The 14,895-nt window shown below is 38.8% G+C and carries 16 protein-coding genes; 6 read left to right on the top strand and 10 right to left on the bottom strand.

Annotated features, from left to right (window positions below; translation table 11 throughout):
• Positions 1-230 precede the first annotated feature (230 nt).
• The 4 genes from AN490_RS03400 to AN490_RS03385 all read left to right on the top strand — a co-directional run bounded on the left by AN490_RS03400 (position 231) and on the right by AN490_RS03385 (position 3,504).
• Entirely contained in the window at positions 231-830 is a 600-nt protein-coding gene (locus tag AN490_RS03400) for a thioredoxin family protein (protein WP_299999951.1), read from the top strand.
• A gap of 364 nt (positions 831-1,194) precedes the next feature.
• A complete protein-coding gene (locus tag AN490_RS03395; RefSeq protein WP_299999949.1) occupies positions 1,195-1,989 on the top strand; it encodes a TIGR04255 family protein in 795 nt (264 codons plus the stop codon).
• Positions 1,986-2,675 carry an XRE family transcriptional regulator gene (locus AN490_RS03390; protein ID WP_299999946.1) on the top strand — a complete coding sequence of 230 codons (690 nt, stop codon included), beginning with the start codon at positions 1,986-1,988 and terminating at the stop codon, positions 2,673-2,675. The genes AN490_RS03395 and AN490_RS03390 overlap by 4 nt, the downstream gene beginning before the upstream one ends.
• The gene (locus AN490_RS03385; RefSeq protein ID WP_299999944.1) at positions 2,665-3,504 is read left to right on the top strand and encodes a hypothetical protein; all 840 of its coding nucleotides are present in this window, start codon (positions 2,665-2,667) and stop codon (positions 3,502-3,504) included. The genes AN490_RS03390 and AN490_RS03385 overlap by 11 nt, the downstream gene beginning before the upstream one ends.
• 164 nt (positions 3,505-3,668) lie before the next feature.
• On the opposite strand, the gene AN490_RS03380 is transcribed toward AN490_RS03385, so the two are convergent.
• The 7 genes from AN490_RS03380 to AN490_RS03350 all read right to left on the bottom strand — a co-directional run bounded on the left by AN490_RS03380 (position 3,669) and on the right by AN490_RS03350 (position 9,763).
• A complete protein-coding gene (locus tag AN490_RS03380) occupies positions 3,669-4,937 on the bottom strand; it encodes an MFS transporter (RefSeq protein WP_299999942.1) in 1,269 nt (422 codons plus the stop codon).
• Positions 4,903-5,361, bottom strand: coding sequence for a MarR family transcriptional regulator (locus AN490_RS03375; protein ID WP_213801320.1), 459 nt, complete (start codon positions 5,359-5,361; stop codon positions 4,903-4,905). The genes AN490_RS03380 and AN490_RS03375 overlap by 35 nt, the downstream gene beginning before the upstream one ends.
• Before the next feature lie 484 nt (positions 5,362-5,845).
• The gene (locus AN490_RS03370) at positions 5,846-6,700 is read right to left on the bottom strand and encodes an ABC transporter permease (protein ID WP_299999939.1); all 855 of its coding nucleotides are present in this window, start codon (positions 6,698-6,700) and stop codon (positions 5,846-5,848) included.
• A complete protein-coding gene (locus AN490_RS03365) occupies positions 6,657-7,511 on the bottom strand; it encodes an ATP-binding cassette domain-containing protein (RefSeq protein ID WP_299999937.1) in 855 nt (284 codons plus the stop codon). The genes AN490_RS03370 and AN490_RS03365 overlap by 44 nt, the downstream gene beginning before the upstream one ends.
• A 140-nt stretch (positions 7,512-7,651) precedes the next feature.
• Positions 7,652-7,861: a hypothetical protein gene (locus tag AN490_RS03360; protein WP_168357454.1), complete on the bottom strand. Its 210-nt coding sequence runs from the start codon at positions 7,859-7,861 to the stop codon at positions 7,652-7,654.
• A gap of 113 nt (positions 7,862-7,974) precedes the next feature.
• The gene (locus AN490_RS03355; protein WP_299999932.1) at positions 7,975-8,577 is read right to left on the bottom strand and encodes a hypothetical protein; all 603 of its coding nucleotides are present in this window, start codon (positions 8,575-8,577) and stop codon (positions 7,975-7,977) included.
• A 139-nt stretch (positions 8,578-8,716) separates the two neighbouring features.
• Complete coding sequence (locus AN490_RS03350) at positions 8,717-9,763, bottom strand: DUF1350 family protein (protein WP_299999930.1); 1,047 nt, start codon at positions 9,761-9,763, stop codon at positions 8,717-8,719.
• 14 nt (positions 9,764-9,777) lie between these two features.
• Here AN490_RS03350 and AN490_RS03345 point away from each other — a divergent pair, with 14 nt between their 5' ends.
• Together AN490_RS03345 and AN490_RS03340 are read left to right on the top strand one after the other, a co-directional pair.
• The gene (locus AN490_RS03345; RefSeq protein WP_299999928.1) at positions 9,778-9,906 is read left to right on the top strand and encodes a hypothetical protein; all 129 of its coding nucleotides are present in this window, start codon (positions 9,778-9,780) and stop codon (positions 9,904-9,906) included.
• A 459-nt stretch (positions 9,907-10,365) separates the two neighbouring features.
• Positions 10,366-11,274, top strand: a complete 909-nt coding sequence (locus AN490_RS03340) for a DUF4351 domain-containing protein (protein WP_299999926.1) — start codon at positions 10,366-10,368, stop codon at positions 11,272-11,274.
• Between the two features lie 310 nt (positions 11,275-11,584).
• Here AN490_RS03340 and AN490_RS03335 read toward each other — a convergent pair whose 3' ends face one another.
• The 3 genes from AN490_RS03335 to AN490_RS03325 form a co-directional block, all read right to left on the bottom strand.
• Positions 11,585-12,115: a dual specificity protein phosphatase family protein gene (locus AN490_RS03335; RefSeq protein ID WP_299999924.1), complete on the bottom strand. Its 531-nt coding sequence runs from the start codon at positions 12,113-12,115 to the stop codon at positions 11,585-11,587.
• A gap of 12 nt (positions 12,116-12,127) precedes the next feature.
• Positions 12,128-13,204 (bottom strand): homoserine O-acetyltransferase, encoded by a 1,077-nt coding sequence (gene metX / locus AN490_RS03330; RefSeq protein WP_299999922.1) that lies wholly within the window; start codon positions 13,202-13,204, stop codon positions 12,128-12,130.
• Positions 13,205-13,279: 75 nt separating this feature from the next.
• Complete coding sequence (locus tag AN490_RS03325) at positions 13,280-14,584, bottom strand: O-acetylhomoserine aminocarboxypropyltransferase/cysteine synthase family protein (protein WP_299999920.1); 1,305 nt, start codon at positions 14,582-14,584, stop codon at positions 13,280-13,282.
• Positions 14,585-14,895 lie beyond the last annotated feature (311 nt).

The raw sequence follows: 14,895 nt of genomic DNA, 5'->3' as shown, positions 1-14,895 counted from the left end.
AAACATCTATTTTCTTGTGAAACCACTTGAAATTTCTTTCTGGTCATGTAATACTGCTAGAACAATTACCAGTAACTCTGTCAACAAACTGTAGTTTTATTTTATTCCCAGCACCAAGCCCTAACGAAATTTCCCATACCCAAACACAAATCCCAATTTACAAAGGAATTTAAACTTAGGTTTACAAGCCTTAAATAATTGTAATTTGATAATTTAAGGAGTTGGATTTTATGGCTTTAACACCTTCGACAATGTTACCTTTGGGGACTTTAGCACCTAAATTTAATCTCCCAGATGTGGTTTCAGGTAAAACGATTTCATTGGCAAATTTTGCTGATAAAAAAGCATTGGTAGTTATCTTTCTTAGTCGTCATTGTCCTTTTGTGCAACATATCAAATTTGAATTAGCAAAGTTAGGACAAGATTACAAAAATAGAAATGTGGGCTTTTTAGCAATTAGTTCTAATGATATTAATACTCATCCTAATGATGCACCAGAATTACTTAAAGATTTTGCCCAAGAAATAGATTTATCTTATTCTTTACTTTATGATGAAAGTCAAGAAGCGGCTAAAGATTTTTTTGCAGCTTGTACTCCAGACTTTTTTGTATTTAATGCTAATAGAAAGCTGGCTTATCGGGGACAATTAGATGATAGTCGTCCGAAAAATGGTTTACCTGTAACTGGACAGGATTTAAGAAAAGCGATTAATTATGTTTTAGCAGATGAAGTAATTACTTGGGAGCAAAAGCCGAGTATTGGTTGTAATATTAAATGGAAAGCAGGGAATGAGCCGGTTTATTATAAAGTTCCGGTAGCGGTTGGGTAGTTAGGGATTTTCAGCAGTACAAGGGTTATTGTTCTAGTTTTTCCCATGAGCCAGGATAACTTCCTGGCTGTTACTGGTGTAAAATTTGGGAAAATGGAAAATTTATTTATACGGTGCGATCGCTTAATAGATAACCTTCAAATTTTATATACGTAGATCAGATTGCTAGATATTACCTGCTATCATATACACCTGATAATGTTGGGTTTAGTGACAGGATTTTGTTTTAGATAAATTTTGTTTAAACTTCACACTCCACTTCACACTTTTGCTCTATTATAGATTCACGAGACTAAAGGCAGCATTTCCTGCTTTCGGAACATACACAGTCTCCTGAAAACCAACGAACAAAGGATGGAGAGCAGTGGCCATAATCAATCCACTTATTGCACAACCGCCAAAAGAGGTGTCTTTAAAAAAAGCACCTCTAGTTCGTGTTATTGCACAAATACGCTTTCCGCTGATTACGTCAATTGAAAATAAAAGCTTTATAGGAGGATTTCAAGAAGCTATTAGAGATAAGTATCCAATATTACAACAAGAGCAGACCCGAAGTTTAGTTTTTGGTTCTCAAGGCATTACGCAGTCTGAGCAAGTAACTTGGAGATTTGTAGATGCTCAAGGTAATTGGCGCTTATCACTATCACCTGACTTCGTAGCACTTGAGACAACTGCTTATACAAGCCGTAGTGATTTTATAGCACGGTTAGAAAACTTGCTAATAGCACTTAATGAACACATTAAACCTAAAATTGTTCAACGATTCGGTGTGAGATATATTGATCGGCTCGTTGGACAGGCAGTAAATGATATATCTAAGCTTGTACGCTCGGAAATTACGGGTATTGTAGCATTAGACTTTGGAGAATATATTCATCAGAGTATCAATGAATCTTTGTTTAGTTTACCTGGAGGAGAAGATCAGATAATTGCACGATGGGGACTAATTCCTCCTAATGGAACTTTTGATCCAGATGCAATAGAACCGGTTGATGAAACTAGCTGGATACTTGATTTAGATATGTCTCTCTCAAAACAACGAGATTTTGATGTTGAAGAACTTCTGAATGAAGCACAGCGTTTTGCTGAAAGAATTTATACTTTTTTCAGATGGGCAGTAACTGATGAATTTTTGCAGCATTTTGGAGGTGAACCATGACTTCTCTTTTAGATAGAAAGCCTGAACAGTTATCGGGTACTTCTGCCCGTGGCTCAATGCGTCCTCAGCATAATTACCGACCCACTATTATATCTAAAATTTTCTCAAATTTTCCTATTACAGCCACTAGTTCAGGAACATTTGAACGTAATTTCTTACCTGCTTTGGAGATAACCACGAGTGGGTTAACTTTACCATCAACTAATTCTGCGGAAACAACACGGATTGCTATTAACCAACTGAGAAAGTTAAGTGGATTGACCTGGGATCAACTTGCTAGGCTTTTTAATGTTTCACGTAGAAGTATTCACTTTTGGGCAAGTGGCCAGCCATTATCTCGTTTTAATGAGGAGAAGCTTAATCGCCTTTTGGCTACTGTTCAGTATATTAATCGGGGAAGTGCCAATCTTAATCGTAGTCTTTTATTAACTCCTGGTAGTGATAGTCAACTTCCTTTCGATCTCTTGGTAGCTGATGAATATGAAGAGGTAAAACGAATTATTGGTTATGGTAATGCTCCTGAAAGACCACAATTAGCTCCCTTATCTGAGGATGCACGTGCGTCACGTAGACCACCCAATCCGGCTGATCTAGTTGATGCTCTACAAGAGCCTATCCATCGTGAAGTTGGACGATCCAAACCTGCTAGAGCGGTAAGGAGCCGCAAAAACGGTAGTGGACAATGAGCTTGATGTTTGGATTAAGGAAGTGGATGCTGCTCTTCAAAAATGGCAGCAAGGTGATTATGTGCTTGGTGAACATTGGTTTGTACAGCGTTTTCACCCTCAGCGTCCTCTGACACCAGAATCTACAGGTATTGCACAAGATGAGGCTGATCTTGCTGAATCAGAAGTTAGGGGTTTTGTAGTGGTTACGCAAACTTGCGATATTGTGCGTACTTGTCGCACTCGTCCTTTTGTCGAAATAGTTCCTCTGGTGGAGGTTGATGAGAAACAGTTATATCAAATTCAACGAACTAGACAACCTCAATATGCTTATATTCCAGGAGTAGCAGAACTGAATTTAGTGGCTGATCTTGATCGTGTGATGACAGTAGAGAAAGCTGTTGTTGCAGAATGGGAGCGCAAGTCTGGATGCCAAAATGATCAAGAGATTAGGACATTAGGGCAAGCATTAGCGCGGAAACGAGCTAGATTTGCTTTTCCTGATGACTTCAATCAATTTGCTAAAAAGTTGCAAACACGAATGCAAGATAAGCATGATAAATCTAGCCCTGAAGGTGAAGCTCTTCGTGCTTTGCGTGAAATTAGAGTATATGCAGAACCTTCTTGGAATGACACTGCAATCAACCTAACTTTTTTGTTTATCCGTGATGAAGAACAAGTTCAGTTTCAAGATATAAGGTGGGATCAACTTTGTGAAAATTGGTTGAAATTAATTCCACCATCCGGTCGTTTTCAATCTGTAGATGGCTTGGTAGTATCGTTAGAAGACATGACAGCAAAGGAATATGTTGAGAGTGATCCGCTAGATTTGGATAACTTATCATCCTGAAATCTGAAATCATTCTCGACATAAACAGCCCATAAATCAAGTTACGGGCTAATAGCCGAAGTCCGTTAAAATGGACTAAATTTGTGAGCAGCTATTCAGATCACTATTTTTGTTTCTAGATTTCTTCCTTTGCGACTCTGCGCCTTTGCGTGAGACTCTTTCCCCTATAAATCCTCATGCAACGCCCCCAACTTCCTAATCTCCGGCCAAATTGCGGCTGTTGCAACCACCACCAAAATCGTCCCAATACCCCCACCAACAACAGAAAACACCGGACCAAATAAAGCCGCAGTCAAACCAGACTCAAAACCCCCCAACTCATTAGAAGCACTGATAAACACACTATTGATAGCCGCAACTCGACCCCGTAAATGGTCAGGAGTACGAATTTGCACCAAAGTATGACGAATCACCACGCTAATGCTGTCTAACGCCCCGCTTAATGCCAACATCAACAACGACAGCCACACCCAACGGGATAAACCAAAAATAATTGTCACAATCCCAAACCCGACAACCGACCAAAGTAAGGCTGGCCCCGCTTTGCGGATAGGTGGTAAATATACCAACAATGCTGCCATAATTAATGCACCTATTGATGGTGCTGCTTGTAAATAGCCCAATTCCACAGGCCCAACGTGCAGAATATCTTTGGCAAAAACTGGTAATAATGCCACTGCACCACCCAGCAAAACAGCAAATAAATCTAGGGTGATAGCTGCGAGAATGAGTTGATTATTCCACACAAATTCAGCCCCAGCAGCTAGAGTTTTCAGGGATATTGGTTCTTTCTTAAAGTTGGTTTTTTGGGGTTTGATGGCTGCGGTGAGGAAAAAACATGATAGTGCTGCGATCGCCGATAATATATATACTCCCGTCGCATTCTTGAACAGAGCAATACTAAATCCTCCCAAAGCTGGCCCAATTACTGACGCTAATTGAAAACTACTACTATTCCAAGTCGCTGCATTAGTAAAAGCACTCATCGGTATTAACTGCCACATCAGCGCATCACCAGCAGGTTTGAGAAATGCCCTAGCTACACCTGTTAATAATAAGCAAGCATAAATTAGAAAAACTGCACCTTGATAATAGGAAATAGCCGCTAAAGTTAGAGAACAAAACATTAATAGCAGCATTGAATATAAAGTAATCTTTTTCCGGTCATTTTTATCAGCAACGTGACCCGTAATCAACGTCAGCGCAATCATGGGGAGAACCTGCGCCAACCCGATTCCACCTAAGGCCATCGCTGAATTTGTCCGCTCATATAGCTCCCAGCCCAGTGCGACGGTCTGCATTTGTCCCCCTGTGAAGAGGAGTACACGCCCGATGGTAAATAGGCGATAATCTCGAAATCTCATGGCTGCAAAAGGATCGTGTTGTGCAGCCTTACTGTTATGGTGAGTTGGTTTCTGTTTGCTCGAAGACATTTTTTAGTAGAGTCAAGCCTGATTCAATATGTGATACTTGCTCTGGTGTCAAACCTTCTAGAATTTCCGCAATTTCCCCGCGAGTTTTTTCCTGGGATTGCTCTAAAAGCAGTTTTCCCTCTCTTGTCAGATTCAAAACTACTCGTCGTCGTTCTTGAGGATTATCTGTCCGTTGCACCAGATTTCGTTGGACTAATTTTTCTATAGTTGTGGATGCTGTAGCACAGGTAACTCCGAGATGATCTGCTACCTCAGACAAGGAAGCACCAGGATTGCGATTCAGAAAAGCGAGCGATCGCAATTGTGGTATAGATAAAGAGTCAGAACTGTGCGATCGCATTTCAGATCGGATAAACCGCATCAATAAGGGGACAGTTTCCATCACCCTAGCGGCACATTCTTCAGAGGGTTTATCCAAACTCATAATATCTATCTTTTTTCTCTAGATTACAGGAATGCCCGGTAAGCGTAAAGCTCAGAGGCTTTAGAGAAAGAGATATAAGCGGCTCGTGAGATTTTAATCCCCGTCATCAATTTCTATTTTCTCTTGCCATAATTTAGCATTTTATGGATAATATTACCTATACAGGAAGGGTAATTAACCTGTCTAAAAACCCGATTGCTGCCTAAACCGCAGACACTGTACCTTGACAATTAAATCTATCGGGTTCTATTACATTGTTCTAGCTTCCTCTTGGTAATAGGTAAAAGATTTACAGGTGCTAGGCACTCAGGATTTTGAAGCGCATTTGCTTCAACAAAAAAAGAACTTGCATTAATGCAACTAGGGTAGGGCATACCCGAAGTCGCTTGGGGAGAATCCCACCTCTGGTTTAGAAAACGCAAGGAATCTAAATTAAGTGGTTTCGGTGAACCAAGAATTTCACCGGCTTTAGCCAGTGAGAGTGTCAAATTGCCACCTGTGGATAAAGTCGGCCACAGATGTAGGTTAAACCTATTAATGTTAGCAAGAGAATTGTACAATCTAACCCAAACCCATAAATACTTGAGCCATTTGCCAGCATTGCACCGCGTAAAGCATCCACTTCATAAGTCAAAGGATTCAAGTGGGAAATGACCTTTAACCAACTTGGCATTAAGGAAATAGGATAGATGGCATTACTGGCAAAAAACAAGGGCATGGTGATTAATTGCCCAATTCCTGTAAACCTTTCCCGCGATTTCACCAAACAGCCAATGATCAGTGAAAAGGTACAAAAACAAGCTGCTCCCAAAAATATGACTAGGACAACTTGCAAGAAACCCAAAGGATTGAGATTGAGATGTACACCCAGCAAAAACGCTAAAAGGTAAATAAACACCACTTGGAAAAAACAACGAATCCCAGCCGCTAAAGCTTTGCCTAAGACAATCGCTGCACGGGGGATGGGTGCAACTAAGAATTTCTGCAAAATCCCTAAATCACGTTCCCAAATTAATGTCATTCCCCCAGCAAAAATAGCAACAAACAGCGCACTCTGAGCCAAAATACCGGGAGTCATAAAATCCAAGTAAGGTAAATTACCTGTAGGGATAGCACGAGTCCGAGTAAATACTTGCCCAAATATCAGCAGCCATAAAGCCGGTTGTACAGCCCTGATAATCAAATCACTAGGATCATGGCGGAGTTTCCGCACTTCCAATTCAGTAATTACCAGGGTTTTGGTAAAAAGTTCTTTAATATTAGAAAAAATTCCGTTGGGGCGATTATATCTGGGTTCAGCCCAACCGTTGAGTGGTACGTCTGGTTCTTGCAGTCTCACGATAACTCACTCCTGATACTAATTGATTTCCTGCGTAGTGGATGAAGACATCATCTAAGGTTGCTTCTGGTTTCCCAATAGCGGCTTTTAAATCTGCGGGTGAACCGGTGATAATTTCTTTACCCTGATTCATAATCACGACTCGATTACAAAGATGATCCGCTTCTTCTAAAAAGTGGGTAGTTAAAAAGATGGTTGTGCCGTACTCAACACGGAGTTGCTGTACAAGTTGCCATACTTGTGTTCTTGCAACTGGATCTAATCCGACTGTTGGCTCATCTAAAAATAAGATTTGGGGTTGATGTAAGATAGCTTGAGCAATTTCCAGTTTCCGAATCATTCCCCCAGAAAAAGTTCTCACTAACTGATGTGCTACATCCTCCAAACCCATAAATTCCAGCACTTCAGAGATTTGCTGTTTTCTGCGTCGAGGGGGAATATCATACAATTTAGAGAATATTAACAGATTTTCATAACCTGTTAAAGTCCCATCTGCTGATAAAGCCTGGGGTACATAACCTATTACTCTTCTGACTGCATCAGGTTGACGAGTCACATCATAACCGGCTAAGTATGCTTTCCCGCTACTGACTGGTAGCAAGGTAGTTAACATCTTAATTACTGTACTTTTTCCCGCACCATTGGGACCAAGTAAACCAAAAACTTCTCCTGATGCAACGGAGATATTCAAAGTATCAACGGCTGTTGATTTTTCAAAGCGGCGCGTCAGTTCCAAGGTTTGCAGTATTACTGACTTTGGAACTTGTGCAGGTATTTCCGCAGATTCTATTCTTCCCGTAAGTTTCGTCACGAGTCGGATTTACTTCCTTATTCAAATAATTAGACTATCTAAATATTAGTTTGACATATTTCTTCTAAAAGTCAAGACCAAGGATTAACGATGATAAGCCCCGTCCCAGCAAAATCTTTTTCGTTACGAGTACAGGAGGGTCATGGGGTGAATGTATCGCGGGGTAAACTGCGATCGCGGTTCAAGTCGAGTTCTTCAGTAAGTTCAGCCAAGGGGGATTGACGGAAAAATTCTGAGATTTTAGTAGTCTCAATCAGAGCAGTTTCTTCTTTTGTGAGTTCTAAAAACTCGGAAACATTTCCAACTTTCCAGCCCTTTTGTTCTAGACGTTTTCTTTTAGCTTCATCCATAATATTAATAGGGTACGTTAGAATAAAATCCGTAACGCACCCTATAAATTGCTTCTGGGGATAGGTTATTACATTTCACTCCACCGAGAACCGCTATAAAATTAATAAAAAGTTTAACCTTCTCTGATCAATTCCAATAGGGAGTTACCCCCCGCGATTGGTAAACCGTAGGCAACCTCACCCAATTTAGAACTACTATCATCTTTATCCGCAGGATTTAAACTACCGAAAAATGTCCCTCTATGTTCAGGTGTAACCAGAATTTTGGCTGTTTTTGGTGTTGACACGGAACTCAAGAAAATTTCCGCATAACCGCGTACTTCAAAGTTTGCTGCTTGCAACAGTTCAAGATCAGTAACATTAGGTTGCAGGATAAATAACACTGTATCATTACCCGCGATTGGGATTGTAAATCGAGTTTTTGACGCGTCATCCTTTTTTTCCTGGAAAACTCGTCCTATGATATTTTGCCCACTTGTATCCAGCAAAGTAATTATCTGGTTGTCGTCGGGGTCAATTTTAGGAGTTTTAACCGTAAAAACTAGAGAAACTTGGATAATTGTACTTTCAAGATTGGCGATAGTCAAAAAGTAGCCCTGAACAATTGTTCGAGTTAAAGGAGCTAATTGTTCTGCGATATCTGAGGGAATGTTTGAAATGGTTTTTTTAGGGAGTTGGGGTTTAACTAAAAGCTCAAAAGTAGAAATAACCGTCATAAGATTCTCCTTGAATAAGAACAATGGTCAGGAGTAGGTTGTTACTTAAATCCGTATTGTTATCAACAATAACATATTATCAATAATAATGGTATCTATGTAGTGTGTCAAGTGATAATTTTTATGAATTTTAATTTGTTTAATGTAGGCGACGATACAAATTTATTATATGAACTTCCAGTTCGGAGTTTCGTGCTGCTGAAGATTCCAACCAAGGAGTTAAAGAGGTCGGCTTTTGAGAGTCCATACGGGTCAGATAACGAAGCCAACCATAGGGAATATCCCAAATATTAAGTACCTGATTAAAGAAATCTGTTCCTATTGGTCGAAAATGTCCCCCTGGTTTATGGACTTGATACTCAGCAGGTGGCTTTTGAAATAAGGTAAGAAAATCATTGACCGTCGTTTTTGCGGTAGTATCTGAATCAAACGCAACTAACCCTAATTTATTGAATAAGTTGCTCTCTATAATTAAACTGTTTGTTTCTTCAGGAGTCGGAGAAACGCCTAGTCTTAAACGATCTAGTAAATTAGCTAAAAATTCAAATTGGAGTGCTGTTTTTGTGTCACTATTATTGGGAGCGAGAAGAACAGAAACTTGCCCCTTGATAAATAAAGTAGAAATGCTATCTCCTAAAATAATTTCTTGGGCAATTTGATTTTTAATAGATTTTTTGGCAAAAGTTACTCGCTCTTGCAAGTATTTAATTAAAGATTCAATCTCGAAAATGACTTTATTGATTTCGTTTTTATTACGCGGTTTTTTTGTGTTAGATAATATTTTGTTTATAAATAAAGCACGTTCTTCAGGGGTATCGGGTAAAGCACTAAAACCTTCTAGCAAAGCAATATATTTACAACCAATACTATGGCCTAACCAGAAAAAATTACGATTATCGAGGTAAGCTTCATGATCATACCCTTCTAATAAGGCTGATCTGACCAATTCGGGTAAAATCTCATACTGTTCTGTGATTAAAAATCCTGCTTCTTGGTAATGGTTAAAAGTAAACTTAAAGGGCAAAATAATGATAGTATATTGCTGGTCGTAAATAAATTTGAGTAGGTGCTGATAGAAGATTGAAGTACCGAATGTACCAACAAATGCTCCACCAATGAATTGAACAACACCTTTCGGTTGAGGATGAAGGGCAACCCAACTATGAGAAACAGCATTGAATTTCATGTTTTAGTCCAATAATGTCTACTAAATTTTATTGGGGCGCAGATAGTCGTTGGGGGAAGTACCAATGTACTCATGCTGCGTTGGGTCGCTTGAACGAAGGGCTACCGCCACCCATTTACCCGTCACAAATTGAAGAACCATAGTACGAATTTATGTCATTATAGTTGTACTATTTTCCGTACTACTTTAACTCCCGGATGCGCCCGTTTTATTGATTCGACATATTTTAACACAATAAACGATATTTTGTACAGATCAATTTGAAAAAATACTTAAAAAACTAATTACTCGTCTTTTTGTTAGATAATAAAAAAGCTCTATAACTATTATTTATCTCAGGGTTTACCACAGAAGATTTAACCTGTGCATTTGGTAGAAAATGGGTTAATCAATAGCAATTCTTTTGACAGTTTTTTAGGAAAGGTTGCAAGCTAAAGTATTACCTGTAATTACAATGTATAAATATTATCTAAAATCTCCTTTATCCAAGTTTCCTGTTCAGAAGATAAAGCAGGTTTTAGAATTTGTGCATAATCAATTGCTAAATGCTATATAATAGAATTCCAAATTATTTCCCATATTTTACTCAAAATTAAAATTTAATGACTAGGTTTATACATGATAAATTCGCCAAAGACTATCTAGAAGAGCTATTGAAAGATTACGGAGAAGTCAAAGCATCAGAAAAAGTTTCAGGAGAAATTAAAGAAATAGATGTTTTATTCACACCTACTAAACAACAAACTTCTAAATTACAAATACTGGGCTTACTAGGAAGACTTGCCGAAAATTCTGCAATAATAGAACCATACCGCAATCCAGCTTCTAGCGATGAAATCTGCGACTGTATTCTCAAGTTATTAGAAGTCAAGGCTTCATTGCGACGAGAAGCCAAAGCCAATAAAATCAAACTTCAGGAGTCAGAAATTCCTAAATTGTGGATTTTAACCCCCACCATATCTGAAACTCGTTTATCTAGCTTTGGAACTATCCAAAAAGAAGGTTGGTTATCGGGAGTACATTTTTTAGCAGATGCCTTGCGAACAGCAATTGTGGCAATACACCAACTACCACAGACACCGGAGACTTTATGGTTGAGGCTTTTGGGTAGGGGAAGCGTACAATCACAAGCAATTATCGAGTTGCAGGCGTTACCATTAGATCACCCTTACCAAAAAGCCACCCTGGAATTAGTTTACAACTTGCGCGAAAATTTGAGAGTAAATCAAGAACTAGAAACAGATGATAGGGAGTTAATTATGCGACTAGAACCACTTTATCAAAGAAATAGAGAACAAGCTAAAGAAGAAGGAAGACAAGAAGGAAAGCAAGAAGGAGAAAAAAACTTAATACTGCGTCTACTACATCGTCGGATTGGGGAAATTGATTCGTTATTAATCGAGCGAATTACAGGATTATCAATTGAACAGTTAGAAAACTTAGGAGAGGCGTTATTAGACTTTTCTAGTGTTGCTGATTTAGAAGCTTGGTTAACCCAACACTCAATCTAATTCATTTTGATTATTCGGGAGTTAATCATGCAATTAAAACCATTTTTCAAACAACCTATACTTGTCATAATCTAAAAACATTAAATCAGGTAGGTTGGGTTGACGTTAGGAAACCCAACATTTACGGACTTTTGTTGGGTTGCGCTGTCGCTTAACCCAACCTACAAAAACTCTTAACCAAACAGTATTGTAATCATTAATATTGTGGGAACTGCCCGGTTGCAATTTTACAATGATTTTGATAATCACCTATTTTATCAAAGGTAAAGTGTGTAGGAATTGCTGATTCTTCATGCAAATGCAATATTCATCAATTAGTTAAGAATGCTAGACGACAATTATTCAGCAGCACATTTAATTCTTGTGCAACTTGTAACGGATTTTTACTTAAAATTACAGCTTCATGAGGATTTCTCCCTGTTCTTATAACAGCAGAAATTGCATCTTGATTAGAAAATCCCCGCACACTAACTAACCACGCTGCTAATATATGTCCAGTGCGACCAATTCCACCAGTACAATGTACAACTACTTTTTCATTTTGTTGATTTGCTGTGATTAAAAAAGGCAATATTTTTTGTGTGAGTGTTTCTAAATCAGATAAATTAAAATCTTCAATTGGTGTCCAACAAACTTGTTGATTACCAAATTCTTGCCGATATGTATCTAAAAGATGGGCATAATTAGCTAGTTGTTTTTCACTAAGTAAACAACAAACTCGCTTGATTTTTTGGGATTTCATAAACTCAATCCAATCATATACCTGATGATCAGCATATCCAGGACGAGAAGCACCAAAAACTATTGTTTCTTGTTCCCAAGCAGCAGCAAATTTGTACATCTACGGTAAACTTCAAGAATATTTACTCTTATTCACATCATCTAGTTCTTTCCTAAAAGAGACTAGGATTTCATTTAATGCTTCCATATCAATTAAAAAAGCATCATGTCCGTGACTTGACTTAAGCAACCCCAGTTGAGCATTAGGAATTAAATCTACTAATTCTTGTTGTTCTACTGGAGGATAAAGAACATCAGAATCAATGGAGATAATTAAAGTTGGTTGTTTGATACTTTGCAAAACTGATTGATAATCTTTTCTGTTCCAACTAACATCATGACTGTCCATTGCATGAGTTAATGTAATATAAGTATTAGCATCAAAACGTTCTACTAGCTTTTGACCTTGATATTGTAAATAACTGGCGATCGCAAACTGATTAGATTCATCCTGCTGTCTACCAAAGCGATTTGTAAAACTCTCCCAATAACGATAGGTAATCATTGCCATCATCCGCGCTACCGCTAATCCTTGGACTGGTGGTGTATCAGTTGTATAGTTCCCACTTTGCCAATTGCGATCGCTATAAATTGCCTGTCTTTGGGCTTCACTCAAGCCAATAGACCATGCTGAATGTCTTCCAGGTGATGCCATTGGTGCGATCGCTCTCACCTTTTCTGGATACAATAAAGCCCATTCTAAAACTTGCATTCCACCCAGCGAACCACCAATTGCTAACCGTAGAGATTGAATATCTAAATATTCTAATAGTGCAGCTTGGAGGTGAACCATATCCCTAATTGTAATTCTAGGAAAAGATCCACCATAAACCTTTCCTGTATTTGGGTTAATAGAAGTTGCTCCAGTTGTACCGTAACAACTTCCTAAAATGTTGCTGCACACAATAAAATCCTGATCAAAATCAAAGACTTTCCCTGAACCAAACAAATCTCCCCACCAGTCGTCAGCGTCAGCAGAACCTGTGAGAGCATGACAAATTAAGACTCCATTATCGCCGTTTGCATTTAATTTTCCCCAAGTGCGATAAGCAACCTGAACATCAATTAATACTTCACCAGATTCTAATGAAAATGGTGCTGACAATTGGTAAAACTGGTTTTTTGATGAAATGAAGTCTAAGTATTTCATAAAATTAGCAATTAGCTATAGATCCCCAGATCCCCGATTTCTTAAAGAAGTCGGGGATCTTTTTCTTTTGGTATATTAGCCAGAAATCTTCTTAAATGCCTGTTCAAAGTCCTCCTTAATATCGTCAATATGTTCAATTCCCACAGATACCCGCACTAAATCTGGTGTCACACCAGCCGAAATTTGTTCACTATCACTTAGCTGTTGATGAGTTGTAGAAGCAGGATGAATAACAAGGGTTTTTGCATCACCGACATTTGCCAAATGACTAGCTAATTTCACATTACTAATGAAAGCTTTACCTGCTTCTAATCCACCTTTGATACCAAAATTAAGAACTCCTCCAAAGCCATGTCGAAGATATTTTTTAGCGCGTTCATGATAGGGATGATTGGGAAGTCCTGGATAATTAACCCATGCTACTTGCTCTTGTTGTTCTAACCATTTAGCTAATTCTAAAGCATTATTTACATGACGTTCTACACGCAGGGAAAGAGTTTCTAATCCTTGCAGTAATAGAAAAGCGTTAAATGGACTTAATGCTGCTCCTAAATCTCGTAATCCTTCGACTCTGGCACGAATAATAAAAGCAATGTTACCAAATTGACTACCTTTCCCAAATACTTCTTGAAAATTCAATCCATGATAACCGGGGGAAGGTTCGGTAAAGAGGGGAAATTTGCCGTTACCCCAATCAAATTTACCAGAATCAACTATGACACCACCAATAGATGTACCATGTCCACCAATCCATTTGGTTGCAGACTCGACAACAATATCTGCACCATGTTCAATTGGTCGTGCTACATATCCACCTGCACCGAAGGTATTATCTACAATTAAAGGAATGTCGTTTTCATGAGCAATTTGAGCTAAAACAGCAAAATCGGGGATGTTAAATTGGGGATTACCAATGGTTTCAACATACAAAGCTTTGGTGTTTTCATCAATCGCTTGACGGAAATTTTCTGGATCATCTCCTTCCACAAATTTGACATTAATTCCCAATCGTGGAAGAGTAACTTTGAACTGGTTATAAGTTCCCCCATAGAGGAAACTGGTAGAAACAATATTATCTCCTGCTTGAGCGATCGTACTTATTGCCAAAAATTGTGCTGCTTGACCGCTTGCAGTAGCTAAAGCTGCTACACCACCTTCTAAAGCCGCAATCCGTTTTTCAAATACATCCGTTGTCGGATTCATGATCCGGGTATAAATGTTACCGAACTCCTGGAGAGCAAATAACCGCGCTCCATGTTCAGCATCATCAAAAACGTAGGAAGTAGTTTGATAAATTGGTACAGCGCGGGCATTAGTACCAGGTGCGGGTTCTTGTCCAGCATGGACTTGTAGGGTTTCAAAACGATAATTTTCTGACATGGGTAGTATTAGATAGGTTGATTATCAAGTCTAATTTATTACCTGCTGGGCGACTAGAAGTCGCGGCTACACAGGCAAAACCCACCTGCGTGGGTTCTAGCCCCAGACTTCTAGTCTGAGGGGGCTATTCCAATTCCATACTGTTTAATTGCCTTGATTTATTTTTTTCTCACGCAGAGGCGCTCCAGACACGGAGAGAGTAAAGGCAGATTTTTAGGAATAATGGCTCTACCGCTCCCTTTATGATATTTTCGGTAAAATATCCCTGAAACCCCTACACCGATTGGATTTGAGGTTTTAATATTTTCAAA

The organism is Anabaena sp. AL09 (assembly GCF_001672255.1).
In the GTDB taxonomy this organism is placed as follows: Bacteria; Cyanobacteriota; Cyanobacteriia; order Cyanobacteriales; family Nostocaceae; genus Dolichospermum; species Dolichospermum lemmermannii.
Note: the sequence above shows the minus strand (reverse complement) of the source record. Positions and strands in the feature narration are given on the sequence as shown.

What these genes read in the sequence shown, in the direction of transcription:
- AN490_RS03335 (WP_299999924.1), bottom strand. Translation starts at nt 12,115, where the DNA reads ATGTACAAATTTGCTGCTGCTTGGGAACAAGAAACAATAGTTTTTGGT.
- AN490_RS03380 (WP_299999942.1), bottom strand. Translation starts at nt 4,937, where the DNA reads ATGTCTTCGAGCAAACAGAAACCAACTCACCATAACAGTAAGGCTGCA.
- AN490_RS03360 (WP_168357454.1), bottom strand. Translation starts at nt 7,861, where the DNA reads ATGGATGAAGCTAAAAGAAAACGTCTAGAACAAAAGGGCTGGAAAGTT.
- AN490_RS03400 (WP_299999951.1), top strand. Translation starts at nt 231, where the DNA reads ATGGCTTTAACACCTTCGACAATGTTACCTTTGGGGACTTTAGCACCT.
- AN490_RS03375 (WP_213801320.1), bottom strand. Translation starts at nt 5,361, where the DNA reads ATGAGTTTGGATAAACCCTCTGAAGAATGTGCCGCTAGGGTGATGGAA.
- AN490_RS03325 (WP_299999920.1), bottom strand. Translation starts at nt 14,584, where the DNA reads ATGTCAGAAAATTATCGTTTTGAAACCCTACAAGTCCATGCTGGACAA.
- AN490_RS03390 (WP_299999946.1), top strand. Translation starts at nt 1,986, where the DNA reads ATGACTTCTCTTTTAGATAGAAAGCCTGAACAGTTATCGGGTACTTCT.
- AN490_RS03355 (WP_299999932.1), bottom strand. Translation starts at nt 8,577, where the DNA reads ATGACGGTTATTTCTACTTTTGAGCTTTTAGTTAAACCCCAACTCCCT.
- AN490_RS03350 (WP_299999930.1), bottom strand. Translation starts at nt 9,763, where the DNA reads ATGAAATTCAATGCTGTTTCTCATAGTTGGGTTGCCCTTCATCCTCAA.
- AN490_RS03345 (WP_299999928.1), top strand. Translation starts at nt 9,778, where the DNA reads ATGTCTACTAAATTTTATTGGGGCGCAGATAGTCGTTGGGGGAAGTAC.
- AN490_RS03340 (WP_299999926.1), top strand. Translation starts at nt 10,366, where the DNA reads ATGACTAGGTTTATACATGATAAATTCGCCAAAGACTATCTAGAAGAG.
- metX (WP_299999922.1), bottom strand. Translation starts at nt 13,204, where the DNA reads ATGAAATACTTAGACTTCATTTCATCAAAAAACCAGTTTTACCAATTG.